This is a genomic window from Yersinia enterocolitica subsp. enterocolitica (genome assembly GCF_901472495.1).
Taxonomy (GTDB): Bacteria; Pseudomonadota; Gammaproteobacteria; order Enterobacterales; family Enterobacteriaceae; genus Yersinia; species Yersinia enterocolitica.
Map to the genome: position 1 here is coordinate 3404126 of NZ_LR590469.1, position 25774 is coordinate 3429899.

The following is a 25774-nucleotide window of genomic DNA, read 5'->3' on the forward strand; positions in this document are numbered from 1 at the left end:
CCTTAAAGATAAGACTCACGTAAAGGATTAGCCCACCACCTCGCTGTTAAAGACGTATATCCGTTTGGGATTCATCTCTGGCAGGCGGACGGTGGTTTGTGTCTTCCCGTCTTTCGATACCAGCAGATACCCCGCCGTGACACACAGTTGCGCGACTTTCTTGGCATCAAACCCCTTGCACACCTCTTTCCAGCCCGACGGCAACACATAGAACGTAGTGACGGCCTCACGGGTGTTATTGCCCTTGTCTACCTTACGAAAACCCACCATGTTCGAGGGCCGGTTGCGCTCGTCATGCCAGTCCGCAAAGCGGCTGTACTGATTGGCGGTGAAGAAACTGCGTATTTGCTCGAGGGCGGCGGCGTCTTCCTGATTGGCACTGTGACCGCGTTCCCCTATCCATGCCTGCAAACACACACGGGTGGCCCGCAAGGCTTCCCCCTCCGGCCAGCCGGTCAGGCCGCAACGAGTCGCCATCTCGCCCGCCATCGCAATCAGGGCGAAACGGTTAATGGCCCGGCCCACCTGATTCCCGGCCTCTACAGGCATCAGCTCACGGGTGTAGGTTTTCAGCAGGGCTTTCGCCTGAGTGGTCATGCCGTTCAGGTCTTCGGTCAGCGCCTTGAGCCATGCTCGGAACGGCGTACCGTAGAAACTGGCTGTTGCCCCCTCAAAATGTTCGGCCAGCTCTTTACCACTGCCAAAGCCGTGTAACGCCTCAAAGACGCCAAACTTGCCTGAGTCACTGGGGATTTGGATCATCCGTACTTCCATCCCGGCAAAGGTGCGCTCACCGGCGCGGGCAGCATGTTCGGTCAGTGACAGTTCGCCGGTGGAGAAGAACAACATACGCCACTGTTTGCGGGCGCGCAGTTCGCCGTCAGTCCCGGCCCGGCCTTTGCCCTGTCCGTTTGCCAGCATATAAGCAATATTGCCCGCTTCACGGCCATCCACCTCGCGTATTTCATCGAGCATCATGGCGGCATCGTTGCGACGGCTGGCGGTACCCTCCAGTGCGTTACCTGTTGAGCGCCATGTGTGCCAGTAATCCGGCCCGCCACACACGGAAGTGGCCGCTTTCATGGTGGTGGTCTTGCCGTCTGTGGATTCGCCTTTCAGGTGATAACCGCCGCCGTCCATTCCCACCAGACGCAACAGCGGAGCCGCAAACGCCAGACTGACCGCAAAGGCCACGCGGGAATTACCGATACAGTAGCGCCCGATATGCTCGCGCCACTCATCAAGGCTGCCCGCTACCCGAAAATCCCGCCCCTGTACGCTGGCCGTCTGCAATATTACCCCGTCGGCCCCCTCACCAATCACCTCGTCCTGCAACACATACACCCCGCCATGCCAGCCGGTTTTGTTCACACAGGTGACTTTGCGCTCTGGCTTACACAGAGAAATATATTCCATCAGCCGGGCGCGGGCCTCGCCGGTGGTGCTGATATACGACAGACCGTTGACCAGCAGCACCCGCCGCAGCTCTTCGCCGCTGCCACTTAACATTTCCATCGGCATCGCCCATTTACGGCAAATCCCATAAGTGTCTTCCCATTCCAGCAGGCGGCCAAAGTTACCGCCGTCCGCATCGCAGGTAATGGCCGACACCTTGAGCGGGTTACAGATTTTGATATTGCGGATTTCCGTATCGCCGTCTGATTTCTGCACCTGCTTATCGAACCACAAATATTCCTGTGTTAGCCGAAAGCCTTGTGGCAATTTGGCCTTGTCTTTCCCCAGTTGCACCAGCTCTTCCCGGAACGCTTCTCTGGCCCGTTCGGTGCCGTTATCCCGCTGATAGTCATTCCAGTCGGCTTTAAAGCGGGTCGGGGGAAGCGTCACCCAGCCGTCCACGGCTTTCGCTGCTTTCTCCGCCCACACTTTGCCGGTGTTGACCTTGCCATCATCAAAATCATTGTCTCCGGCCAGAATAATGCGCGCTTCTGGCCACTTCGCCCGGATAACCAACGCCACGTTCAGCAGGTTACTGGCCGCAATACCCGCCATCACCACGCCGTCAGTGAGTTGCGCTACGGTCAGGGCGGTGGCATAGCCCTCGGTGATAATGACCTGTGGCGGGCTATCCAGCTCGGATTCAAGGGCAATAAATGCCCCTTTGAGCACTGTACCCGGCAACAGGCGCTTGTCCCCCAAGGGGGAAACCAGTTGCGCGCCGGTCACGGTGCCACTGATATCGGTCAGGGGCAGCACCAGTGAGCCGGGCGGGAAATCAATCCCGCCGCTTTTCTTCAATTGCGTTGTCAGGCGGTGAGGATGTTCTAACAACCCTTTACCGGTCAGATAGTCACTGTCACCCCGCACACAGCCTGCCAGTAGGGCCGCGACAGTCTCGGCTACCGGTTGTGTGGGTTTGGCCGCTTCTTTTCTGGCGGGCAGCTGTTGGCTTTGGGGTAATTGCAGCGCCTGTGCCACCTCATGGGCCGCTTTACCGGCCGTCAACCCGTTGACCAGCTTGACCAAATCCAGCCCGTCACCGGCCCCGCACTGGTTACAAATCCATGTCCCACGCCCGTCCCGATCATCAAAACGAAAACGGTCTGAACCGCCACAGTGCGGACAAGCGCCGTGTTGACCATGGGCCGGAACAGTAATACCCAGCAAGGGCAGGACAACCGGCCAGCGCGTATGGGCGGCGGCGGTAATATCCGATACAAAATTCTGTGCCATCATGTCCCCCTCAGTGCAGTGTGACCGGCATGTTCGCCGTTTTGATGTACGCCCGGCACAGCTCATCCATCATGGTTTCCCCCAACAGCGTCAGGCGGGGGGCCACATTCAGAATGTCCGGTAACACCATGTCTTCCAGCATGCAGCAGGCGGCTTCCATCCCGCTCTCAGGGCCGTGGCGTGTCATAAAATAGACTTCCACGTTTTCGGCTATCACCATTTGCAGCTCATCAATATTCATAGTGAGCGCGACGCCGTAAGACACACAGGCATCCAGATAGGCTTGCGCCACGGCGCGACGATACAGAGCGGTACGTACTTCGAGGGGAATACAGGAGGTATTATTCAGGTTCATGATTGCACCCCAGCAGACAGTAATGCACAGCTTTGAGTGACGGCTATCAGGTCTTCACACAGATAATCGACCATAGCGGAGACTTCTTTCACCGGTAACATGCCGGGAAAGGCGGACGAGTCAAAATGGTTCGCCAGTAAGGCGGCTAATAATGCGCTGGCATTTTTGGCGCGGGTTAATTTAAAGAAATCATCTTCCGGTATTCCGTAGGCCAGATGATTATTCAAAACCTGATTTTCAGATAAAGGGCAGCCCTGAGCAGCGTTATGCTCATATTGTTGCATTGTCATAATAGAGTCCGTTTTAGAAAGTGAGAATTCGTTACCGCTATTTATGCCGGTTAGAGAAAGTGTGAATAATGTTCCTCGCTCTTTTCCGCTGGACGGCGTTCTGAATACAGTCTTTTCGGGTAAATATATTTAACGGACTTATGCAGCAATAATCCTTTACTGATATTGAGTGTTGTTATCGGGTCACGTTCTGGCGCATCAGCTATTTTGCTGTACACCTTGGCGAACCACGTTAACGGCATGGAAGAATATCGTGTAGTGAGGTCATAATTAAAAATGACTTCATAACGGAATTCAGGGTTTTGGCGCTGGGTCTGCTCGGAGGCCAGTTTCAGGTTCACGATACGCACCGTCCAGCCCTCTTTGTGGCGATAACGTTCGCCGTACTCAGGGAGTTCAGACATGGGAGCCTGCTCTTACCGGCAAACGGCCAGCAAACAGTAAGATATAGTCACCGGCTAACTGGCGGCGGGCGGTAGTCTCATTACAGGCGGTGATCCGCAGCATGAGCGGGCGTATTTTCCGTTGTGTGCGGTTGATTGCCGCAAAGATGTAGGTACACTTTGATGTAGCCATGGCGTTGCTCTCTGTTTCGTTAATGGTTAAGCCTCAATTGGTACTGCGAATACTGATTGAGGCTGCTTTTTTTTTAGGGGACATCATGGTAAGGTGGCCACCTAACGAGTTAACAGTAATCCAATAGGTGGCCACTTGTCAACAGTTACAACGAGAGATAGAAGCCCTAAAGGGGGCGGTCAATCTCCACAGTTCAAAATGCGAATTACGCCTGAGCTTAAAGAACAATTAGAAGCTGAGGCAGGTAAAGATAATGTTAGTCTCGCCAATTGGATAAAAGATCTCGCAAGGCAAGAATTAAAGCGGCGAGGCATCGAACCAAAAGGCTAAATATTATTATTTAGATTTTATTTGTATATTATATTGGCGATCTACTTGGTCGCCTTTATTACATTATTAATGATGTTGTTGTGATTCAATCCATTCCCAAATTTCATCTACTTTCCATGCCGTAATTCTAGTTGATATCTTTACTGGTTTAGGGAATGTACCTGCTGATACCCGTCTCCATAATGTTGCAGGGGAAAACGGTAAGCAGGGCATCAATGCCTTTTGCCGGACAAACCCTGCTGCGGGTAAAGAGCCATGTGTTGTATTTTCATGTCTCATCAGTCTTGTAACTCCTTGATGGGTAAGCGATGAGATGAGATTACCTGACACAATCTTAGTTTTCCATCAAGAATGGAATTCCATTAAATTGATACATTTTCCATTGAAATGTTCACAATTCCATTAAAAAAGCAAAAGTGGGTTGTTTTTTAATTTATTGAAATATATGAATTAATTATTTTTAGTACGAATTAGTGAGGTGGGATACAAGTGAATATTAGTGAATGGCAACTGATGGCAACTGATGGCAACTGATGGCAATTAAAGGCAACTTTATGATGGATTTTTATGTATCAGCCAAACCTTACTAGATGTTTAGCTGATACATAACTAGTTATATATGGCATTTAAGGCCGATTTAAGTTTTGCTCGAAGAGAGGATGCTCGTAGGCCATTGGTTGAGATATCATTTTCTTGAATATACAGATCAATCATTTCTTTGATATGTTCAACGCAAATAACATCTCCTTTCTTAATCCATTTTGCATTGTTTTGCTCATATTTTTCTTTGGCTAATAAAGTTAATGTTATCCCAAGTAATTTATTTACATTAAATAGCTCCTCATCTTTTTTATATGCACCTCTGTTATTTTTTATTATTTGGAGGCCGAGTTTTTCCGCTTCACCACCAATAAAAGAAAGTAACTTATTGTTTTTATTTGTTATTGCAATATTTTGCACAGCCATACTGCATCTTTCAATTATAGCCTCAGGGGTTTCATCGGCATCAAGACAATTATATCCAATTGAGAAAATAAGATCTGATGAAATCTTTTCACTGTCATCTACGGGGTGCGGAGAAGCTATATAATCAGTATATTTTGTTATTCTCTCGATATTATTAGCTTTGAATACTTCCTCTAAGGTTCTTTTAAGTCTCATTTTTATATGAGAAATAACTTCTAGTTTTTCTGTATCTATATCTCTTTTTAATAAGGTCGGAGATAGCCCAACCAAGCACTTAGCTATTTCATCGATAGTGATTGAGGGGAGAGTTGCAACCCTTTCAAACTCATTCATTTTTTGGAAGCTTTTCATTTGCTATCTCGTTCCTTCGATTCTAATTTCACTAGTTTATCTGCCCATAAAGTTAAGGCTTTTCTACGTTCGTCCAAATACTGATGTCTATTATAAATCCCTTCCACCCCTTTAATTCTATGATTTAAACATCTTTCTGCAACGATAGGATCAACGCCTAAAGATGCCAGATGAGTCCGGGCTGTTCGTCGGAAGTCATGAACAGTAAAATTCTCTACACCCTGCATCTGTGTTTTTACTTTGGCTAAGGCTACAGGCAACGTGCTCTCTGCTATGTGGGGAATCATGCGGTTTTGCATTTTTCGGGCAGGCAGAACCCACTCACTACTAAATGACATGTCTTTAAGCTGTTGGAACCATGTTATGGCCACTGGAGGGAGTGGAATATCGATAGCGTCGCCGTTCTTGGTGCCAGTTAGGTGCCATATGGCATTTTCTAAATCAATATCTTCCCACCTAGCTGCACATAGCTCCATCTTCCGGCAGCAGAGTAATAAGAGTAATTTCATTGTTAGCTCATTTTGGATACTGAAACCCTTTGCTAGCCTCATTGCAGCAAATAGCTGCTCTAGCTCACCAGTATCTAAATAGCGCTCTCTGGCCTTTTCCTGCCCGCCAGCATCGGATATATCAAAGGCAGTTGTGGGGTTCACTTCAAGGATGTGGCGCTTAATACCATAGTTAAATATTCGTCGCGTCCAGCGTAGTACATCGTTGGCCACTGTTGGTGCACCTCTGGCGAGGATGTTTTGCAGCATATCGTCAATATGGCGGGGTTTTACTTCATCGGCTTTTAAGTGGCCAATGTTCGGATTAATGTCTTTATCAATCCGACGGCGGAGGATATCAGGGTGTTTCCATCGGCCTAATATCTGGCGTTCAAAGTATTCCGTAGCTAAATGAGAAACCAATAACGCATTCTTATCAGATTCGATCTTTGCTAGTGCGTCAGCCTTACGCTCTTTCTTTTCTCCGGCCACGTCGTAACCTAAAGAAACACGAGCCGACAGTAACTTAATTGTTTCACGCACTTTGGCCAGTGATAGCTCGGCATAAGAACCGACCCACATAGCTCGTGCTTTACCTGCGAAACGGTAGCGGAAGCGCCATTTAGGTGAGGCGAAACTCTCTCGGTAGCAAAGATATAATCCATTGCCGTCTGAACGGCCCTCAAAGCGTTCTCCTGCCTTTAACCATGCTTTGATTTGTAAATCTGTTAACTTTCCCATGTATCCACACTGAGCCTTTCCTGTGTACCAAATACAGATGTACCAAAGAGTGAAATGGTACATGTCTTGGTACATGGATTTAGTGAAATTTCATGGAATGATATGTGATGTGCTGAGATAAAGAAAGCCCGTAAGTTACGGGCTTTAAAGGCATTTTGCGACGTGCTGAAATGCGGTGAGAAGTTACTCGATATTCTGAATCTGTTCGCGCATTTGCTCAATAAGCACTTTCAGCTCAATGGCTGAGTTGGTCACTTCGGCGTTGATCGATTTTGATGCCAGCGTATTCGATTCGCGGTTAAATTCCTGCATCATAAAATCAAGGCGACGACCGACGGCTTCTTTCTTCTTCAGAATATTGTGCGTTTCTTTGACGTGTGCTTCCAGACGGTCCAGTTCTTCAGCCACGTCTACACGCTGCGCCATTAGCACTAACTCCTGCTCCAGGCGGGTATTTTCCAACTGAACTTGCGCTTCTTCCAGCTTGTTCAGCAGGCGCTCACGCTGCCACTGCAAGATGTTTGGCATATGCGCACGAACTTTAACAATTTCTGCACTAACACCATCAAGACGCTGTTCGATCAGTGCCTTCAGTGCCGCACCTTCGGTTTCGCGAGAAATGATAAAATCATCTAGCACAATATCAAGTGCCTGCATTAGCTCGGTGCTGATGGCATCCAAGTCTTGTTCTTCGGCGGCCATAACTCCCGGCCAGCGCAAAATATCTACTGGATTGATTTCACCTTCATCACTTTGCATTTTGACCCAGTTACCGGCTTCTACTAATTGTTTTGCCAGTTTTTCATTAAGGATCAAAGAGCTCTGTGCGTTGGCATCCAGCTCAAAACGCAGGTTGCACTCAATTTTGCCGCGAGTTAAGCGGCCACGGATGCGTTCACGAATAACCGGTTCCAGACTGCGGAACTGTTCTGGCAAACGAATGTAAGTTTCTAAGTAGCGTTGGTTAACGGAACGCAGCTCCCAGGCTGCGCTGCCCCATTCGCCTTTAATATCACGCCGGGCGTAGGCGGTCATGCTGCGGATCATTGTTGCGTACCCGTTTTAAAGAAAAGATGCGGGGATTATAGCCTCCAGGGCGCAGGCAGGATAGGCATTACATCACTAAGGCCGTATAATGCGCGACCAATATCGATTTAAAGCCGGAGAAAGCCCATGCGTCCAGCAGACCGAGCAGCACAACAAGTCCGCCCATTGACCCTGACCCGTAATTACACGAAACACGCTGAAGGTTCAGTGTTGGTTGAGTTTGGCGATACCAAAGTATTGTGCACCGCCACGGTTGAAGAGGGTGTTCCGCGCTTTCTGAAAGGCCAAGGCCAGGGCTGGATAACCGCTGAATATGGTATGTTACCGCGCTCGACCCACAGCCGTAATGCGCGCGAAGCCGCAAAAGGCAAACAAGGCGGCCGTACTTTAGAAATTCAACGTCTGATTGCTCGCTCTTTGCGTGCGGCAGTAGATTTGAAGAAGTTAGGTGAATTCACCATCACTTTAGACTGCGATGTCTTGCAGGCGGATGGCGGCACTCGTACTGCCTCAATCAGTGGTGCTTGTGTAGCTTTAGCCGACGCGCTGAATAAGCTGGTGGCCAGTGGTAAATTGAAAGCAAACCCAATGAAAGGGCTGGTTGCGGCAGTTTCTGTTGGTATCGTTAAAGGCGAAGCCCTGTGCGATTTGGAATACGTAGAGGATTCTGCGGCAGAAACAGATATGAACGTGGTGATGATGGAAGATGGCCGAATGATTGAGGTGCAAGGCACCGCAGAAGGTGAACCGTTTAGCCATGAAGAGTTATTGACGTTGTTGGCTCTGGCTCGGGGAGGGATAGAAACTATCTTCCAAGCGCAGAAAGCGGCGTTGGAACAATAATTGATTTAGGCGACTCGGTAGTCGCCTTTTTTTTACCCGCTAACCAAGAAGTTATGCACAGATAGAAGTAGTGCATCAGGTTTGCGGTGTACCAAATTAATAAACACAGTGATTAACGAAAGCGGTCACAATCTGGAGAGGAGAAGTACCAATGAAAGCCTATCAGCGCGAGTTTATCGAGTTTGCGCTTAACAAGCAGGTGTTGAAGTTTGGCGAATTTACCCTGAAGTCTGGGCGGATTAGCCCCTATTTCTTTAATGCAGGATTGTTTAATACCGGGCTTGATCTGGCAAAACTCGGGCGTTTTTATGCTGCGGCATTAATGGATTGTGGCGTAGAGTTCGATCTCTTATTTGGGCCAGCATATAAAGGCATTCCTATTGCGACGACCACTGCTGTAGCGCTGGCTGAGCACCATAATCGTGATCTGCCTTATTGCTTCAACCGCAAAGAAGCAAAAGATCACGGTGAAGGCGGCAGCCTGGTAGGAAGCCCGTTAGAAGGCCGAGTTATGCTGGTGGATGATGTGATAACCGCTGGTACTGCCATTCGTGAATCAATGGAGATTATCAATGCGCAGGGCGCGACTCTGGCTGGTGTGATGATTTCATTAGACCGTCAGGAACGTGGCCGTGGTGAGATTTCAGCGATTCAGGAAGTTGAACGTGATTATCACTGCAAAGTGATTGCGATTGTTACGTTGAGTGATGTGATCAGTTATCTGGAAGAGAAACCAGAAATGGCCGATCATTTGGCAGCAGTACGCCACTACCGCGAACAGTACGGCGTTTAAGATTTCCTAAATCAAGAATACCCAAAAGGGCCATTTGGCCCTTTTTATATAATTCAAAAACTCAACTTAAATTGAGTTTATTGGAGCTGAGTCACAATTAGAGGCCAGCGAGCATCAAATTCTTGCGTCGGCCGGTAGCGAAATTCCGAACGAACAAAACGTGAGAGCATCCCTTCACAAAACGCCAGTAGCTGTGTTGCCAGCAGGGCTTCATCATGGATAAAACCTTGCCCATCGCGCAGTTTTTTCTCACGCAATACTTGGCGTAGCTGTACTTCAATTCGCTCAAACAACTGGTTAATACGCCCTTGCAAGCGGTCTTGCTCGAACATCAATGCATGCCCGGTCATAATGCGAGTCAGCCCTGGATTACGTTCTGCAAACCCCAATACCAGTAGCAGGATCAGCCGGAGGCGATTAAACGTCTCTTTTTCATCTTGCAGAATCAAATTGATGCGGGACATCAGACTGTCTTCAATAAACTCGATCAGGCTATCAAACATCCGCGTTTTACTGGGGAAATGACGATAAAGCGCTGCTTCCGAAACCCCCACATTCGCGGCGAGTTTAGCAGTAGTAATGCGTTGGCTACCGTCGCTGGATTCCAGCATTTGCGCTAAAGCCTGCAAAATTTCCTCGCGCCTGTTCCTTTTCGTATTTTCTTTTTCTGCCATGTCCGAGTAGACCCTTGCTAAAAATGACTTAATAACAAAAACCTAAATACCGGCCGCACTAAGGCTAGGCCCCGGCGGCTTATGTGATAGCTTTTTTACGGTATTGAGGTCTAGGGTAGGTTATTGGCGTCCAGAATGACCAAAACCACCGGTACCACGTTCACTAAGATCAAAATCTTCAACCAGATTGAATTCTGCTTGTATAACAGGAACAAATACCATTTGTGCGATGCGCTCGCCGGGTTCGATAGTGAAAGGCTGTTGACCACGGTTCCAGACAGACACCATCAACTGACCTTGATAATCAGAATCAATCAGCCCGACCAGATTACCTAATACCACACCGTGTTTATGCCCTAGCCCTGAACGCGGCAAAATAACAGCAGCCAGTGAGCTATCGCCGATATGTATTGCCAAGCCTGTCGGTAACAATGTTGTTTGCCCTGGAAGTAAATCCACGGCTTCACTTAGACAGGCACGTAAATCCAGGCCGGCTGAGCCTTCTGTTGCATAAGTTGGTAAGGGAAATTCATTGCCAACACGTGGGTCCAGAATTTTAATGTCGATTTTTTTCATCATAACGGCTGACAATCTCGTCTATTAAATGCTGACTGAGGAGGTGCTTATCGCTGAGCGGTAAACGTTTCTCGCCAGTCGGCCAAAAAAGGTGCAAGGCATTAGTATCACTGTTAAAACCATGCTCTGCGAGCGATACATCATTAGCGCAAATAAGGTCCAGATTCTTCCGCGCTAGCTTTTGTCGCGCGTATTCTTCCACATTCTGGGTTTCGGCAGCAAATCCAACAACAAATGGACGTTTTTTAGTCATCGAAGCGACTCCAGCGACAATGTCTGGATTTTTCACCAACTTAAGGGTGATTTCATCGCCCTGTTTTTTTATTTTCTCGTCAGAAACCTGCTCAGCGCGGTAATCCGCTACCGCAGCACAAGAAATAAAAATATTCTGCTGGGCTGCTAAGTTCTGAACTGTTTGCTGCATTTCTAGCGCACTGACAACATCAATACGATTCACTCCCGCTGGAGTAGGGAGCATCACTGGCCCGGCAACCAGAGTAACTTTTGCCCCTCTGGCAGCGGCTGCTTGAGCGATGGCGAAGCCCATCTTGCCCGAACTTTGATTGCTGATAAAGCGCACTGGATCAAGAGCCTCACGCGTCGGCCCTGCGGTAATCATGACACTTAAATGTTGCAAGTCTTGTTTTACTGAAAAATGATCATGCGCCAGCGCGACAATATCCAGTGGGTCTAGCATTCTACCTGGGCCAACATCACCACAAGCCTGACTGCCGCTGTCTGGCCCCCATAACAGCATGCCACGACTGGCGAGCGTCTGTAGGTTTGCTTGAGTCGCTGCTGCACGATACATCTGCTGATTCATGGCGGGCACGGCTGCAATAGGAGCCGCAGTTGCCAGGCAAACGGTGGTCAGCAAATCATTTGCCATACCAGTGGCTACTCTGGCCAGTAAATCAGCGGTAGCCGGAGCCATGATGACTAAATCAGCCCATTTACCTAGTTCAATATGACCCATTGCCGCTTCTGCCGCAGGGTCGAGTAAATCATCAGAGACGGGGTAGCCCGAGACTGCTTGCAGCGTGAGCGGCGTAATGAACGCTTTTGCCGCGTGAGTCATCACCACGCGTACCTCTGCGCCTCTGTCGCGCAAGCGGCGTACCAGCTCAGGAGATTTATACGCGGCGATACCCCCGCTAATCCCGAGCACAATCTTTTTACCAGAAAGATGTTTGCCGGAGAGTCCCGTCATCATGATTGTCCGAATGAAAGCCGTAAGAGGCGATATTTTAGCATAACCATTGAGTAGATTAGCTATCAGGACGTTCTCTGATGCCATCAATCGTCAATTTTGCGAGACGTTACGCATGTGGCTCACGGCGACTTAGTCGAGTGAAAAGTCTTATGGCATGCTGCCCACGCGGTTTAGGGATAACGGGGGCAAGGAATGGAAGAGTGGTATGGGCAGGTTGCCCCAAGGGAAAAATTACTTAAATATGGTGCTGCAGTACTGACGGATGCCGAGTTGCTCGCTATTTTTCTGCGTACAGGGATTCCGGGAATGCATGTCATGCAGATGGCTGAGTATTTGATTGAAGAGTTTGGTTCACTTTATGGGCTGATATCTGCGGATTATCAGGCGTTATGTGCCCAAAAAGGGATTGGTGTTTCGAAATATAGCCAGATTCAGGCCATTGCAGAACTGGCTGGCCGCTGTTTTTCATCCCACTTGATGCAGGAAAGTGTCCTGCAAAATCCCGAGATAACCCAAAAATTTCTACAAAATATTCTTTCCCATCGCGAGCGAGAGATTTTTTTAGTGATGTTTTTGGATAACCAGCATCGTGTTATTCGCCATGAGGAGATGTTTACTGGTACCATCAGTAGCGTTGAGATTCATCCGAGGGAAATTGTGCGTGAAGCGCTTAAGGTTAATGCCGCCGCGCTGATTCTAGCGCATAATCACCCTTCGGGTAAGGCTGAACCGAGCCAAGCCGACCGTTTGATGACTACGCAGGTGATAAAAGCCTGTTCATTATTAGATATTCGTGTGCTCGATCATTTAGTGGTTGGCCGGGGTGAATGTGTCTCATTTGCTGAACGGGGATGGCTTTAGAGCAATAATAATTGATCCTTTCTGGATCTTTAGCTGTTCGGGACTTGAGCACTTACGCTTCAGAGCGTATACTACGCCACCTTTGAGAATCTTGGGTTTGGCGTGAAGAGCCTATCTCAGCAGGTTTATAGCCTGGTGACAGGGGTTTCTGACCTGATGACAGTGAGTCTTCTCAGTGAATTTGCTGAGATGGGCTCTAAAGCCTGACGAGGCGGCCAAATCCTATACGAAGCTCGAGCTGATTTGATTTTTGGAGAATAGACATGTCCCGAGTCTGCCAAGTTACTGGCAAGCGCCCGGTGAGCGGTAACAACCGTTCCCACGCAATGAACGCGACCAAACGCCGTTTTCTGCCGAACCTTCACTCTCACCGTTTTTGGGTTGAGGGCGAGAAGCGCTTTGTAACTCTGCGTGTATCTGCTAAAGGTATGCGTGTTATTGATAAGAAGGGTATCGAAACGGTCTTGGCCGAAATTCGCGCCCGCGGTGAGAAGTATTAAGGAACTGAATCATGGCTAAAGGTGTTCGCGAGAAGATCAAGCTAGTTTCTTCTGCTGGTACTGGTCACTTCTATACCACTACGAAGAACAAGCGTACTAAGCCGGAAAAATTGGAACTGAAGAAATTCGATCCAGTTGTCCGTCAACACGTGATCTATAAAGAAGCCAAAATTAAATAATTTTAATTTTGGTGGATTAAGAAAACCCGGCCTCGGCCGGGTTTTTTATTATATAAAGTCCAGTGAGATACGTTTAGGGAGGTTACATGCCTGAATTACCAGAAGTTGAAACCAGCCGACGCGGGATCGAGCCTTATCTTGTCGGCCAAACCATCCTTTACGCCGTGGTTAGAAATGCCCGTTTACGCTGGCCGGTTTCTGATGAAATCCTCGCACTGAGTGATCAGCCGGTGTTAAGTGTTCAACGTAGAGCGAAATATTTGCTGATAGAACTGAAGACTGGCTGGATTATCGTGCATCTGGGGATGTCTGGTAGCCTGCGCATTTTGCCAGAAGAAACCGAAGCAGAAAAACACGATCACGTCGATTTGGTTATCAGTAATGGCAAAATACTGCGTTATACCGATCCGCGCCGCTTTGGTGCCTGGTTATGGGCAAAAGACCTTGAAACCAGCAATGTATTAGCCCATTTAGGGCCAGAACCCTTGAGTGATGAATTTACCGCTGAATATCTGTTTGAAAAATCACGCAATAAACGCACTGTGGTCAAGCAGTGGCTAATGGATAACAAAGTAGTGGTCGGGGTTGGCAACATCTATGCCAGTGAATCGCTATTCACGGCGGGTATTCTGCCGGAACGTGCCGCCGGGTCATTAACCGAAACCGAGATAACGCAGTTGGTGGCAACAATCAAAGCCGTGTTATTGCACTCTATTGAGCAGGGTGGCACCACATTGCGCGATTTTTTACAGTCAGATGGCAAACCGGGTTATTTCGCGCAAGAATTACAGGTATACGGGCGGGCAGGAGAGTTATGTCGACGTTGCGGCAATGTGATTGAAATTGCAAAGCATGGGCAGCGCAGCACCTTTTTTTGCCGCCACTGCCAGCATTAATTATACCCTTCGTACTTGAAGCCGCAGGGTTGTGGGCTACGTTCGCTTACCGCTAGCCTGTAACTCCAATGGCTTCGGCGATATAGGGTATTGCGTAAATAGGGAATCAGGCCAGTTTTGTCATCAGTGCTTTGGTGACCGGTGCAGGAAGGAACGGTGTGATATCGCCACCATGGCGTGCCACTTCCTTCACCAACGAGGAAGAGATAAACGACCATTTCTCTGATGGCATCAGGAAGACACTTTCCAGTTTTGGCATCAGGTGACGGTTCATATTTGCCAGTTGCCATTCATACTCGAAATCAGAGACCGAGCGCAAACCGCGTACTAAAATATTCGCATTATGTTTTTTGGCAAACTCAGCCATCAGCTCACTAAATCCCAGAACTTCCACATTCTTCAGTGGTGCCGTGACTTGCTTTGCCAATATGACCCGCTCGGCCAGAGTAAACATCGGTTTCTTGCTGGAGCTATCTGCAATTGCCAGAATCACATGGCTAAACATTTCTGAGGCGCGGGTGACCAAGTCCAAATGCCCATTGGTAATAGGATCAAATGTTCCCGGATAGATGGCTTTAGTGATCATGAATTCTCACTTTTCTGATATTGATGGCTCAGTGCCCACAGAGCCGCATATTTATTAAAGGTATATTGCGCGTTGACTACCGCTAGCAATAGCCCTTGTTTACCATCGAGGAAGCCGGCACGTAATAGCCATGTCTTACAGAATGCCCCGAGAGTATGGCTGATAATCGCAAAATAACGGCAACTTTTACCTTGTTGATGACGCTGATTCGCCCAAGCCTGAGCATAGTTGAGTTGTTTTCGTTGAAAGGCAAAAAAGTCACGACAGGTCAGATGCAGCAAATCACCCGCGAGTAGGATAACTTTTGCAGAACCGCTATCAAGTGATTCATGGACTAAATCATCGTTGTAACGGTATTGCTCACGTGGATATAGCCGAGTGACTCTATCGGGATACCAGCCGCTATGGCGCATAAAACGGCCTAAAAACAGGTTCCGCCTGGCGCAGCTATAAACTGCACCTTCTTCTGGTGCCAATAACACGGTTTCGATCGCACTTTTAAGCTCTGGCGTTACGCGTTCATCAGCATCCAGCATCAAAATATAATCGCCAGTGGCATATTGCTGGGCTAATTGCCGCTGCTTACCGTAACCGGGCCATTCTGTGTTGCTGTAAACTTTCGCGCCATATTGTTCGGCCAGTGCGACGGTTTCATCTTCACTTCCTGAATCCAATACCACTATTTCATCAGCCCAGGTGACTGACGCCAAACAATCCGCCAGCAGTGAGGCTTCATTTTTAACAATCATCACCACCGACAGGCGTTTTTTGGCACTCATTTAGTGGCTCCGTTGCGGTAGATAAGGCTCCAGCAAGTGCAATAATCGTTGCAGCGCACCCTGGTTTTCATGCAATACATCAACCGCATGGCGACCATAGTAGAGGCGACAATCTTCATCTGTGAGTAGCTGGGTGATTTCTTTCACCAGCGACAGGGTATCGGTTACCGTAATCAACCCTTCAGCTTGTTCCAGCTTGGCACAGATATCTTTAAAGTTAAACGTATGTGGCCCCATCAATACCGGGATAGCATGTGCTGCCGCTTCCAGTGGATTATGTCCACCGCGCTCAACCAGGCTGCCGCCAACAAAAGCTAAATCAGCAATGCCGTATAGCAGCATCAGCTCGCCCATAGTATCGCCGATCACCACTTGTGTGCTGCTTGAAGGCACTTCGCCTTTGCTGCGTAATGTATAACTCAGCCCTGCTTTTTGTGTTAATTCAATCGCTTTCGGGAAGCGTTCTGGGTGGCGTGGCACTAGAATAAGCAGTAATGTCGGGAACTGCTGTAATAATTGGCGATGGGCTTCCAGCAAGATAGTTTCTTCGCCGTCGTGGGTACTGGTCGCTATCCAAACCGGCCGATGTGGTGCCCACTGGCGGCGTAATGTGACGGCTCTGGCGGCTAATTCAGGTGTTACAGAAATATCGAACTTCAGGCTACCGGTCACCGTCAGTTGTGAACGCCTTAGACCCAACTCAATGAAACGGTCGCCATCTTCTTGATTCTGTGCAGCAATCAGCGTGATCCGTTGCAGCATATTACGGATAAAACTACCGATTTTTTTATAGCCAGCAGCGGAGCGGGCAGAAAGGCGCGCATTGGCAATCACTAAAGGTATTTTGCGACGGTGCAGGGCATTAATAAGATTTGGCCACAACTCAGTTTCCATGATGATGACCAGCTTGGGATTCACCTGATCAAGAAAGCGGTTCACGGAGCCAGGAAGGTCGTAGGGCAGATAAACGTGGTGAACATCTTTGCCAAAAGCGGACTGAACACGCTCAGAACCGGTGGGCGTCATGGTGGTCACGGTAATGGGCAATGATGGATAGCGATGGCGTAATGCTCTGACTAATGGGATAGCAGCCAGTGTTTCACCAACTGAAACTGAATGCAGCATGATACCGCCAGCAACAACTTTACCGGCACAAAAACCATAACGTTCCCCCCAGCGCTTGCGATAAGCGGGGGCTTTACGGCTACGTAACAGCAATCGCAGCCAAATTAGAGGTTGAATAAGGTAGAGTAGTACCTGATATAAACGCAGCAACATTCTATCAATTTCATTTATATGGATTATTAAGAATAATACCATATTTGAACAAGAAAGGCTCTTTTCCACTGGGGCTGGCCGATAATCAGAGCAGGCTCAGGATATTCATAAAAAAGAATATAAAATTTCAACAAATGGCGGGAATAAAATTGATTTTTCTTGTTTAAAGGTGAGAATAATTTTCATTATCCATATAAGCCAATAATTATGCAGCTGTAGATATCTTCAGCTTATTCAATGGTGATATTTTTAGCTGGTAATCATTTGTTATTTAGCGGTTTATCTCGTACTCATGAAATTTAAGTTTTATCGGAATTGTATTGAGTAATTAATTAAACATGTAGAGAAAGCCATGAGGTGTTATTAGTAAAAAGTGAGTTAATAGACTCGTTTAATAACTAACATAACAGATTAGCAATACTTAACTATTTGAATGTCGAGACCAATCGGCTTCGATAATTATCGAAGCCGATTGTTATTACACAGTAAATGTTTACTAACGGATCTTTTGGGCAGTCATAGCCCGGCTAGAAATAATAATTGCTTATGAAATCAACGTTTCCAATCGCGCCATTATGGTTTCAGTGGTAATGGTATCCATGCTTTTTTGCTCGGAAATCACCGCAATCTGATTTTTCCCATAGCCGCCAATCAAACCAGGGTCCGTTGGGCCGAACAGGGTAATGTTGGGGCGATCCAGTGCAGCGGTTAGATGGCTAAGACCGGTATCAACGGAAACCACCGCTTTTGCACCTGCCAGAACCTCTGCCACCTGCTGGAGACTGAGCTTAGGCAATACCTCGACATGAGGGAAATGCTCCGCCAGCCGCAAAGCGCGCTGATACTCATGCTCCGCACCCCAAGGTAATTTAATTTTTAAACCCGTCGGCGCAACCAGCTCAATCAGTTTCCGCCAATGGCTCTCAGGCCAATGTTTACTGTCACGAGTGGTGGCATGCAGGAAGACCAGATACTGGCCAGCATCGTTGGGCAACTCGTTTAAAAAGCGCTGCGCAATAGCATAATCGCCGACACTTTCTGGTTTGTCATAGCCAAGGCTTTTAGCAAACAGTTGGCGTATGCGCTCAACGGCATGTTGTTTAGTATCAATCTCATGGCGGCAGTTATAAAACCAACTGGCAAAGGGTTCGCGGGCACTTTTGCAATCTGGGCCATGTCGAACCCCTTTGGCGATGCGGGTGATCAGTGCGGCACTCTTAATCAACCCCTGAGCATCAATCACCACATCATAACTGCGCTGCTGTACAACACGTTTAAAATCACAGCGCTCTTGCCGGGTATCACTACCAAACCAATTTTTACGCCAACGGCGGATAGCCACCGGAATCACTTTATCTACCGCAGGATGCCAACCGGGGATTTGGCTGAAACCCTCTTCTACCACCCAATCAAAGCGAATGCCGGGAATGGCATTCATGGCATCAGTCAGCGCGGGTAATGTATGTAAAACATCGCCCATTGATGAGGTTTTAACGATCAATACATGCATTAATCGCCCTCTTTCACAGAGCTAGTTTGTGCTGAGAGTTGCTTCTCAAGGGCAGCCATTACCTGTTCTGGTTGGATATCAATCAAACTCTGATGATAACCCTGTGCGCTGTCGCCTTTACGCACTTTGTGATAGCCGGTAATCAGGCGAATAACCGTGGCTTTGTCAGACAGCGGTGGCGTGAAGTCCGGGCTGCTTGGGCCATATAAAGCCACTAATGGCTTATTTAACGCCGCTGCCACATGCATCAAACCTGAGTCATTACTGACCACTGCGTTACAGGCAGCAATCATTACCACGGCTTGATCCAATGATGTTTGGCCTGCGAAGTTGAGGCAATACTCGCGAGCGCTTTCATCCAGCGCCTGACGGATTTCTTCACCGGCTTCATTATCTTTGGCTGAGCCTAACAAGATGACTTGGTAGCCAGTATCAATCAGTTTCTGGGCCAACGCAGCATAGTGATAATGTGGCCAGCGTTTTGCCGGGCCGAACTCTGCTCCAGGGCAGAAACCAATAATTGGGCGGTTATTTGTCAGGTTGAATGACGCAGTAATTTCTGCAATTTCTTCATCCTGAACCTGCAATTGTGGCCATAGCAAAGGCTGAGGTAAATCGTCGGCTGAGTGAATGCGTTCTTTATCATAGGCCAATGCGACATAGCGCTGAACCATCATCGGAAACGCTTGTTTATCCAGAATGCGCATGTCATTGAGCAAGAAGTAGCGCATCTCGCCACGCCAGCCAGTGCGCTGTTTAATCCCTGAAAAATAAGGTATCAAGGCAGATTTAAACGAGTTTGGTAACACGTAAGCGCGATCATAGCCTGTTTCACGCAAGGCCAACCCTAAGCGGCGACGCTCCTCAAAAGCAAAAACCCCATGACCTAACGGCATCGGGACGGCATGGCGAACTTCCGGCATTCTGGCCAAAAGCGGACGGCACCACGCGGGTGCCATCACATCAATATCTGCTGCCGGATATTCGGCCTTCAGGGTGCGGTAAAGACTTTGCGACATCATCATATCGCCAACCCAAGAAGGGCCGATTACCAGTATTTTCATACCGTTTATCAATTCCTTGCAGCAAGTTATTTAGACTGAGCGATTGAGCCAGGTCAGGTATTCTTTGACGCCTTCGGCGACGGTTTTGAACGGCTTGTCGTAACCGGCAGCACGCAAATTAGTGAGATCAGCTTGCGTGTATGCCTGATAACGGCCTTTCAGTTTTTCAGGGAATTCAATGTATTCCACTGGCCCGCTTTGGTGGAAATCCACCACTGCATCAGCAACCGCCTGGAAGGATTCCGCACGACCTGTACCACAGTTGAAAATACCGGATACACCGTTTTGCCAGAACCACAGATTCACGTCAGCAACATCGCCAACATAAATGAAGTCGCGTTTGAAGTTTTCACTGCCGGAGAACAATTTGGGGCTTTCGCCTGCATTGATCTGGTTGTTCAGATGGAAAGCCACGCTCGCCATGCTGCCTTTATGGCCTTCGCGTGGGCCATAAACGTTGAAATAACGGAACCCACAAATCTGTGAATCAGCTTGTGGCAGAATTTCGCGCACATATTGATCGAACAGGAATTTGGAGTAGCCATAAACATTAAGGGGTTGCTCGTACTGACGGTCTTCAATGAAATTATCAGTACGCCCGCCGTAGGTGGCGGCGGAGGAGGCATATAGGAATGGGATTCCGCGATCGAGACAGAAATGCAGGATATCTTTAGAATACTGATAGTTGTTATCCATCATGTACTTGCCATCCCACTCGGTGGTGGAAGAACAGGCACCTTCGTGGAAAATCGCGTCGATATCACCCATATCATCACCAGCAACAATGCTGGCAACAAAATCTTCTTTATCCATGTAATCAGCGATATCCAGATCAACCAGATTGACGAATTTGGTGCCGTCTTTCAGGTTATCCACAACCAGAATATCTTTATAGCCGATATTATTCAGTGCCTTAACGATGTTGCTGCCAATGAAACCGGCGCCGCCAGTGACGATAATCATCAGGTTCACCCTTGCTAATCTTCTTGGTCGGGCACAATGCCCCACACTCTATTTGCCGTTATCATAACATTTCATAGGATAGCGCACAGCCGGAAGGGGCTAATCTCTCTGTTTCTATGCGGCTTTCGGAATGTTCACCGTGATATGTGCTGCATTTTTTATAATATAAGACAAGGTTTCTCGTCAGTTCACCCTTCAGGCAGTAAAATGTACGGTGAAACTGCCCATTCTGGAGATAACCGCATGTCCCTGCCTTTTGATAGAAACGCCTTTTATCAGCAATTAGAACAACAACTCAAAACGACCCGTGCTGAAGGGCTGTATAAAAATGAGCGGATCATCACTTCCGCTCAGCAAGCAGACATTGCTGTGGCGGATGGTCGCCATGTCATTAATTTCTGTGCCAACAACTATTTAGGTTTGGCAAACCACCCTCGTCTGATCGCGGCGGCCAAAAAAGGCATGGATACTCATGGCTTTGGTATGGCCTCGGTGCGGTTTATTTGTGGTACTCAAGATACCCATAAAGAGCTGGAACAGAAGCTGGCCAGTTTCTTGGGAATGGAAGACGCCATCCTTTATTCATCTTGTTTTGATGCTAACGGCGGTTTGTTTGAAACCCTGCTGGGGCCAGAGGATGCCATTATTTCTGATGCGCTGAATCATGCTTCAATCATTGATGGAGTGCGGCTATGTAAAGCCAAGCGTTATCGCTATGCTAATAATGATATGAGCGAATTGAAAGCACAGCTGGAACAAGCCAAAGCAGACGGCGCGCGCCATATTATGATTGCTACTGACGGCGTGTTTTCTATGGATGGTGTGATTGCCAACCTGAAAGGTGTTTGTGACCTGGCTGATGAGTATCAGGCATTAGTGATGGTCGATGACTCCCATGCCGTTGGTTTTGTTGGTGCCAATGGCCGTGGTACTCATGAATACTGCGAAGTGATGGATCGCGTTGATATTATTACTGGTACCTTGGGTAAAGCGCTGGGTGGGGCATCAGGTGGTTATACTGCCGGCCGCAAAGAAGTGGTTGAGTGGTTGCGCCAGCGTTCACGACCGTATTTGTTCTCAAACTCATTAGCACCAGCAATAGTAGCGGCTTCTATTGAAGTGTTATCACTATTGGAAGACGGTGCTGAACTGCGCGATCGCTTATGGTCAAATGCGCGCTTATTCCGCGAGAAAATGAGTGCCGCCGGTTTCACCTTAGCCGGTGCCGATCACGCCATTATTCCCGTCATGCTCGGTGATGCGACACTGGCGCAAGAATTTGCCAATGCATTGCTGAAAGAAGGCATTTACGTTACAGGCTTCTTCTATCCGGTGGTGCCGAAAGGTCAGGCGCGGATCCGTACCCAGATGTCGGCAGACCATACGCCAGAGCAGGTTGAGCGGGCTGTTGAAGCCTTCATCCGTATTGGCAAACAGCTTAACGTTATTGCGTAAGGAATACTCATGAAAGCATCATCTATGAAAGCGCTGGCCAAACTGAAGGCAGAAGAAGGTATTTGGATGACTAACGTGCCGCAGCCGGAGCTGGGCCACAACGACATCATGATCAAAATTCGCAAAACTGCTATTTGTGGCACTGATGTGCATATTTATAACTGGGATGAATGGTCACAAAAAACTATTCCTGTTCCGATGGTCGTCGGCCACGAATATGTCGGTGAAGTTGTGGCTATTGGTCAGGAAGTTAAAGGTTTTAATATTGGTGACCGGGTGTCTGGCGAAGGTCATATTACCTGTGGGCATTGCCGTAACTGTCGCGGTGGTCGTACCCATCTCTGCCGCAATACCGTGGGTGTCGGTGTGAATCGTCCGGGTTCTTTTGCAGAATATCTGGTGATCCCGGCCTTTAATGCCTTCAAAATTCCTGACAATATTTCTGATGAACTCGCTGCCATTTTTGATCCCTTCGGTAATGCGGTTCACACCGCGTTATCCTTTGATTCAGTTGGGGAAGACGTGCTTGTTTCCGGCGCAGGCCCGATTGGTATCATGGCTGCAGCGGTGTGTAAGCATGTCGGCGCTCGCCATGTTGTTATCACTGATGTGAATGAGTACCGTCTGGATCTGGCGCGGAAAATGGGTGTGACTCGCGCGGTTAACGTCAACAAAGAAAATCTGAATGATGTGATGGCAGAACTGGGGATGACTGAAGGGTTTGATGTCGGTTTGGAAATGTCCGGTGCGCCGCCAGCATTCCGTGCATTGCTTAATTCAATGAATCACGGTGGCCGTATTGCGATGTTGGGGATACCGCCATCTGATATGTCTATCGACTGGAATCAGGTGATTTTCAAGGGGCTGTTTATCAAAGGGATTTATGGCCGCGAGATGTTTGAAACCTGGTACAAAATGGCAGCATTGATTCAATCTGGTTTGGATTTAACCCCGATTATCACCCATCGTTTCTCCATCGATGAATTCCAGCAAGGCTTTGATGCCATGCGTTCGGGTAAGTCAGGTAAGGTCATATTAAACTGGGATTAAAATACCCTTCGGCCTTGAAGTTGCTGGGGTGTTGGCTGCACACACTCACCCGAATCACTTACTTGTGTAAGCTCATCGGGATGAGTTTGCTGGCCGCCTACCTGCAACTCCAATGACTTTGGGTATTGCGTTTTCGGCCTTGAAGTTGCTGGGGTGTTGGCTGCACACACTCACCCGAATCACTTACTTGTGTAAGCTCATCGGGATGAGTTTGCTGGCCGCCTACCTGCAACTCCAATGACTTTGGGTATTGCCTTTTCTCCCTTGAAGTTGCAAGGATGAAAGCGAGGCAGTCAGGTGATGACTGCCTCATTTTTACGGATTTTCAGCTTTAGGTTTCTCGATTGTCGATTTCTCAACCGGAGTCACGGGTACCGCTGGCGGGAAATATTGCTGCCAATGTTTTTGCACAAATGTCACTGCCGGGCTTTGCATCAAGCTCTCACCTAAAATAATAAACATCTTATCGGCGTAGATTTTCTCTGGAGCATAGCTAGCTTTCGCGTTGCATTGTTTGATAGCTTTCAGGCGCTGGCCTTTGGCCGGGTCACGTGGTTTTGATTTGCCCGGAGAAACAGTGCCGCTGCCACTATTATTATGTTCAGTAATATTGTGTACCGGTTCATTCAGCAGAGCACTTGCTTTGACCAATACAATATCCGCAGGTAATTGGGGCAACATTTGTTGCAGCACTTTAATGGTGGCCGGATGCGGGTGTCCAATCGCAATAGCCGAGCCATTACGGCGCGCCAGTTCTACTGCACGGTTAAATTGTTGGCGGATCGCGGCTTCATTTTGTGAGTCATCCAAAAAGACTTTGCGCTTAATCACTTTGACGCCAGTGCCTTCTGCAGCACGGCTGGCTTGGCTATTGCCTATGGTCACACTGTCGAGGAAATAGAGTTGATAGTGCTCCAGTACCTGCATGACTTTCTGCATACCCGGTAAGCTGGAGGTCATGGCGCTGCCCATGTGGTTATTCATGCCGGTAGCGTAAGGGACGTTATTAACCGCCTGGCGAATGATGCGCTGGATCTCTTCGCTACTCATTGATGGCTGTAATGTATCGCGCTCCAGCTGTTGCTTGCTCAGCGGTGCCATCGGCAGGTGGATCAGGATTTCTCGCCCTTGATTATGGGCTTTGATAGCCATCTCTTTGGCGTAGGGGGCGTTAGGTAATATAGCCACCGAAATAGGCAGTGGCATCTGTAACACCTTGTTTTCGTTCTGCGGACGATAACCAAAGTCATCAATAACAATGGACAGTTTACCCGCCAGAGAGGTGTTAGCGATGAGTAGGGTGCTTACGATGATTAACCGGTGTGTATTGAAATAGCGCAATAGGTGTTCCCTAATGTTGTTCTCTATCTTCCTAACCAAGGTTGGGGGTTAACAGCTTGCCCCTGACGGCGAATTTCGAAATAGAGTGATGGCTCACCCTGACCGCCACTGGTGCCAACCAGTGCTATCGGCTGGCCTGCTTTCACCTGAGCGCCAACATTGACCAGCGCGCTTTGGTTATAGCCATATAAACTCATATCACCTTTGCCGTGCTCAACCACCACGATCAGGCCATAACCCTGCAACCAGTCTGCCAGTAGCACCCGGCCATCCGCAATCGCTTTGACTTCGCTTCCTTCCGGCGCGGAAATAACCATACCTTTCCAGCGGAGTTCACCTTGCAAGGCTTCGCCGAAGCGATGGGTTACGTTACCCCGAACAGGCCAGATGGCTTGACCGCCTGGACGCCCCAAGCCACCCGTTCGCGCCATTAATGAGCGCTCACTTTCACTAGGTTTGTAGCTGGAACCGGTTTTCTTGGCTTGTTGTTCTTTGGCTTTAACTTGTTCGCGCACACGGGCCGCTTCTTTCGCTTCCCGCTCTGCACGGGCTTTGGCTTCACGTTCGGCTTTGGCGATTTGATCGCGCAAACGTGATTCGTTCAGTTTTAGCTCCGCCAGACCTTGTTGATCTTTTTCCAGCGAGACTTCCAACGAAGTGAGGGTTTTCTTGCGTGCAGTTCGAGCTTCTTCCAGCTTTTGTTGCTGAGCTTTCTGCTCATCCAATAAAACTTTTTGCTGGTTTTTCTTTTGCTCCAGCGTTTTTTTCTCAGCAGATAAATCGGTGCGGGTTTGTTTCAACTCCTCAATGGATTTTTGTCGAGCTTCATTGAGATAACTGAAATAGGCCAAAATACGCTCACTGCGCTGGCTCTCTTCACCACTTAAAATGAGTTGTAAACCGCTGTGCTGGCCTTGCTTAAAGGCTGCATCAAGTTGTTTTGACAGCAAGTTTTGCTGCTGGGATTGCTGCGTTTGTAGTTTACCAATTGAGGCGGTTAGGCTGGAAATATCTTTGTCTAGTTCAGTCAGGGTACCTTGGGTTTCACGCAAGCTACGACTGGCTTGAGCAATGGTATTTTCCTGTTGTTTCAACTGATCGAGCAAGGCACTGCGTTGCTGTTTTTGTTGCTGGACACTTTTTTCTTTCTCAGCAATATCTTGCTGAAGTGTTTTCAATTGAGTTTTGTTATCTGTCGTCTTTGCAACTGGAGCATCAGCAGCATGGCTGGATAATGGCAACAACAATACGCCAGCGCAAAAAACGCTGGCGTACAGTGCTGACCACGGACGACGCATCAACTTATTCGGTAATGCAGACAAGTGCCCTGTATTGCCGGTGATGGTGTCTTCCGTAACCATTGATATTGCAAATGACG

Annotated in this window: 29 protein-coding genes; 9 read left to right on the forward strand and 20 right to left on the reverse strand. The window is 48.3% G+C overall.

Going from position 1 to position 25774, the window contains the following annotated elements; genetic code table 11:
* Positions 1–27 precede the first annotated feature (27 nt).
* Genes FGL26_RS16170 through FGL26_RS16190 form a run of 5 tightly spaced genes read right to left on the reverse strand, consistent with a single transcriptional unit; the run spans position 28 to position 3912 of the window.
* A complete protein-coding gene (locus tag FGL26_RS16170) occupies positions 28–2691 on the reverse strand; it encodes a TOPRIM and DUF927 domain-containing protein (RefSeq protein ID WP_005175987.1) in 2664 nt (887 codons plus the stop codon).
* Between the two features lie 10 nt (positions 2692–2701).
* On the reverse strand, positions 2702–3046 hold the full coding sequence (locus FGL26_RS16175; protein ID WP_005175984.1) for a DUF5375 family protein: 345 nt from the start codon (positions 3044–3046) through the stop codon (positions 2702–2704).
* A complete protein-coding gene (locus tag FGL26_RS16180) occupies positions 3043–3336 on the reverse strand; it encodes a hypothetical protein (RefSeq protein WP_005175983.1) in 294 nt (97 codons plus the stop codon). Before FGL26_RS16180 ends, FGL26_RS16175 begins: the two co-directional genes overlap by 4 nt.
* Positions 3337–3386: 50 nt before the next feature.
* The gene (locus FGL26_RS16185) at positions 3387–3740 is read right to left on the reverse strand and encodes a hypothetical protein (RefSeq protein WP_005175980.1); all 354 of its coding nucleotides are present in this window, start codon (positions 3738–3740) and stop codon (positions 3387–3389) included.
* Positions 3733–3912: a host cell division inhibitor Icd-like protein gene (locus FGL26_RS16190; protein ID WP_005175978.1), complete on the reverse strand. Its 180-nt coding sequence runs from the start codon at positions 3910–3912 to the stop codon at positions 3733–3735. The genes FGL26_RS16185 and FGL26_RS16190 overlap by 8 nt, the downstream gene beginning before the upstream one ends.
* Before the next feature lie 135 nt (positions 3913–4047).
* On the opposite strand from FGL26_RS16190, the gene FGL26_RS16195 reads away from it, so the two are divergent.
* Entirely contained in the window at positions 4048–4242 is a 195-nt protein-coding gene (locus tag FGL26_RS16195; protein WP_025380023.1) for a toxin-antitoxin system HicB family antitoxin, read from the forward strand.
* Positions 4243–4308: 66 nt separating this feature from the next.
* Here the strand turns inward: FGL26_RS16195 and FGL26_RS16200 are convergent, their stop codons facing one another.
* From FGL26_RS16200 to FGL26_RS16215, 4 genes are all read right to left on the reverse strand, one after another.
* Complete coding sequence (locus FGL26_RS16200) at positions 4309–4521, reverse strand: helix-turn-helix transcriptional regulator (RefSeq protein ID WP_050879328.1); 213 nt, start codon at positions 4519–4521, stop codon at positions 4309–4311.
* Between the two features lie 330 nt (positions 4522–4851).
* On the reverse strand, positions 4852–5559 hold the full coding sequence (locus tag FGL26_RS16205; RefSeq protein ID WP_005175966.1) for a hypothetical protein: 708 nt from the start codon (positions 5557–5559) through the stop codon (positions 4852–4854).
* Positions 5556–6788, reverse strand: coding sequence for a tyrosine-type recombinase/integrase (locus FGL26_RS16210; protein ID WP_005175964.1), 1233 nt, complete (start codon positions 6786–6788; stop codon positions 5556–5558). Before FGL26_RS16210 ends, FGL26_RS16205 begins: the two co-directional genes overlap by 4 nt.
* A gap of 183 nt (positions 6789–6971) precedes the next feature.
* Positions 6972–7835, reverse strand: a complete 864-nt coding sequence (locus FGL26_RS16215; protein ID WP_005175963.1) for a YicC/YloC family endoribonuclease — start codon at positions 7833–7835, stop codon at positions 6972–6974.
* 126 nt (positions 7836–7961) lie between these two features.
* Between FGL26_RS16215 and rph the strand changes: the two genes are divergently transcribed.
* Both rph and pyrE read left to right on the forward strand, forming a co-directional pair.
* Entirely contained in the window at positions 7962–8678 is a 717-nt protein-coding gene (gene rph / locus FGL26_RS16220; protein WP_005175960.1) for a ribonuclease PH, read from the forward strand.
* A gap of 151 nt (positions 8679–8829) precedes the next feature.
* Complete coding sequence (gene pyrE / locus FGL26_RS16225; RefSeq protein ID WP_005175957.1) at positions 8830–9471, forward strand: orotate phosphoribosyltransferase; 642 nt, start codon at positions 8830–8832, stop codon at positions 9469–9471.
* Positions 9472–9548: 77 nt separating this feature from the next.
* Here pyrE and slmA read toward each other — a convergent pair whose 3' ends face one another.
* From slmA to coaBC, 3 genes are all read right to left on the reverse strand, one after another.
* Entirely contained in the window at positions 9549–10145 is a 597-nt protein-coding gene (gene slmA, locus FGL26_RS16230) for a nucleoid occlusion factor SlmA (RefSeq protein ID WP_005175956.1), read from the reverse strand.
* A gap of 120 nt (positions 10146–10265) precedes the next feature.
* Entirely contained in the window at positions 10266–10724 is a 459-nt protein-coding gene (gene dut / locus FGL26_RS16235) for a dUTP diphosphatase (RefSeq protein ID WP_032903327.1), read from the reverse strand.
* Positions 10702–11934: a bifunctional phosphopantothenoylcysteine decarboxylase/phosphopantothenate--cysteine ligase CoaBC gene (gene coaBC / locus FGL26_RS16240; RefSeq protein WP_032903325.1), complete on the reverse strand. Its 1233-nt coding sequence runs from the start codon at positions 11932–11934 to the stop codon at positions 10702–10704. The genes dut and coaBC overlap by 23 nt, the downstream gene beginning before the upstream one ends.
* Before the next feature lie 192 nt (positions 11935–12126).
* On the opposite strand from coaBC, the gene radC reads away from it, so the two are divergent.
* From radC to mutM, 4 genes are all read left to right on the forward strand, one after another.
* Positions 12127–12795: a RadC family protein gene (radC, locus tag FGL26_RS16245; protein ID WP_005175951.1), complete on the forward strand. Its 669-nt coding sequence runs from the start codon at positions 12127–12129 to the stop codon at positions 12793–12795.
* 263 nt (positions 12796–13058) lie between these two features.
* On the forward strand, positions 13059–13295 hold the full coding sequence (gene rpmB, locus FGL26_RS16255; RefSeq protein WP_005164747.1) for a 50S ribosomal protein L28: 237 nt from the start codon (positions 13059–13061) through the stop codon (positions 13293–13295).
* An 11-nt stretch (positions 13296–13306) separates the two neighbouring features.
* Entirely contained in the window at positions 13307–13474 is a 168-nt protein-coding gene (gene rpmG / locus FGL26_RS16260; protein WP_004392084.1) for a 50S ribosomal protein L33, read from the forward strand.
* Between the two features lie 86 nt (positions 13475–13560).
* Positions 13561–14370 carry a bifunctional DNA-formamidopyrimidine glycosylase/DNA-(apurinic or apyrimidinic site) lyase gene (mutM, locus tag FGL26_RS16265; protein ID WP_005175950.1) on the forward strand — a complete coding sequence of 270 codons (810 nt, stop codon included), beginning with the start codon at positions 13561–13563 and terminating at the stop codon, positions 14368–14370.
* A gap of 106 nt (positions 14371–14476) precedes the next feature.
* Here the strand turns inward: mutM and coaD are convergent, their stop codons facing one another.
* The 6 genes from coaD to rfaD form a co-directional block, all read right to left on the reverse strand.
* Positions 14477–14956 carry a pantetheine-phosphate adenylyltransferase gene (coaD, locus tag FGL26_RS16270; RefSeq protein WP_005175949.1) on the reverse strand — a complete coding sequence of 160 codons (480 nt, stop codon included), beginning with the start codon at positions 14954–14956 and terminating at the stop codon, positions 14477–14479.
* Complete coding sequence (locus tag FGL26_RS16275) at positions 14953–15735, reverse strand: glycosyltransferase family 2 protein (RefSeq protein WP_005175942.1); 783 nt, start codon at positions 15733–15735, stop codon at positions 14953–14955. Before FGL26_RS16275 ends, coaD begins: the two co-directional genes overlap by 4 nt.
* Complete coding sequence (gene waaA, locus FGL26_RS16280) at positions 15736–17013, reverse strand: lipid IV(A) 3-deoxy-D-manno-octulosonic acid transferase (protein WP_005175941.1); 1278 nt, start codon at positions 17011–17013, stop codon at positions 15736–15738.
* A gap of 544 nt (positions 17014–17557) precedes the next feature.
* On the reverse strand, positions 17558–18523 hold the full coding sequence (rfaC, locus tag FGL26_RS16285; protein WP_005175940.1) for a lipopolysaccharide heptosyltransferase RfaC: 966 nt from the start codon (positions 18521–18523) through the stop codon (positions 17558–17560).
* Positions 18523–19587, reverse strand: coding sequence for an ADP-heptose--LPS heptosyltransferase RfaF (gene rfaF, locus FGL26_RS16290; RefSeq protein ID WP_005175938.1), 1065 nt, complete (start codon positions 19585–19587; stop codon positions 18523–18525). Before rfaF ends, rfaC begins: the two co-directional genes overlap by 1 nt.
* A 30-nt stretch (positions 19588–19617) precedes the next feature.
* Positions 19618–20550: an ADP-glyceromanno-heptose 6-epimerase gene (gene rfaD / locus FGL26_RS16295; RefSeq protein ID WP_005175935.1), complete on the reverse strand. Its 933-nt coding sequence runs from the start codon at positions 20548–20550 to the stop codon at positions 19618–19620.
* Between the two features lie 207 nt (positions 20551–20757).
* On the opposite strand from rfaD, the gene kbl reads away from it, so the two are divergent.
* Both kbl and tdh read left to right on the forward strand, forming a co-directional pair.
* Positions 20758–22005 (forward strand): glycine C-acetyltransferase, encoded by a 1248-nt coding sequence (gene kbl, locus FGL26_RS16300; RefSeq protein WP_371836860.1) that lies wholly within the window; start codon positions 20758–20760, stop codon positions 22003–22005.
* 24 nt (positions 22006–22029) lie between these two features.
* Positions 22030–23055 (forward strand): L-threonine 3-dehydrogenase, encoded by a 1026-nt coding sequence (gene tdh, locus FGL26_RS16305; protein ID WP_138060277.1) that lies wholly within the window; start codon positions 22030–22032, stop codon positions 23053–23055.
* Between the two features lie 315 nt (positions 23056–23370).
* Here the strand turns inward: tdh and FGL26_RS16315 are convergent, their stop codons facing one another.
* A complete protein-coding gene (locus FGL26_RS16315) occupies positions 23371–24396 on the reverse strand; it encodes a divergent polysaccharide deacetylase family protein (RefSeq protein ID WP_005175924.1) in 1026 nt (341 codons plus the stop codon).
* Between the two features lie 23 nt (positions 24397–24419).
* Positions 24420–25757 carry a murein hydrolase activator EnvC gene (gene envC, locus FGL26_RS16320; RefSeq protein ID WP_371836861.1) on the reverse strand — a complete coding sequence of 446 codons (1338 nt, stop codon included), beginning with the start codon at positions 25755–25757 and terminating at the stop codon, positions 24420–24422.
* Between the last annotated feature and the right edge of the window lie 17 nt (positions 25758–25774).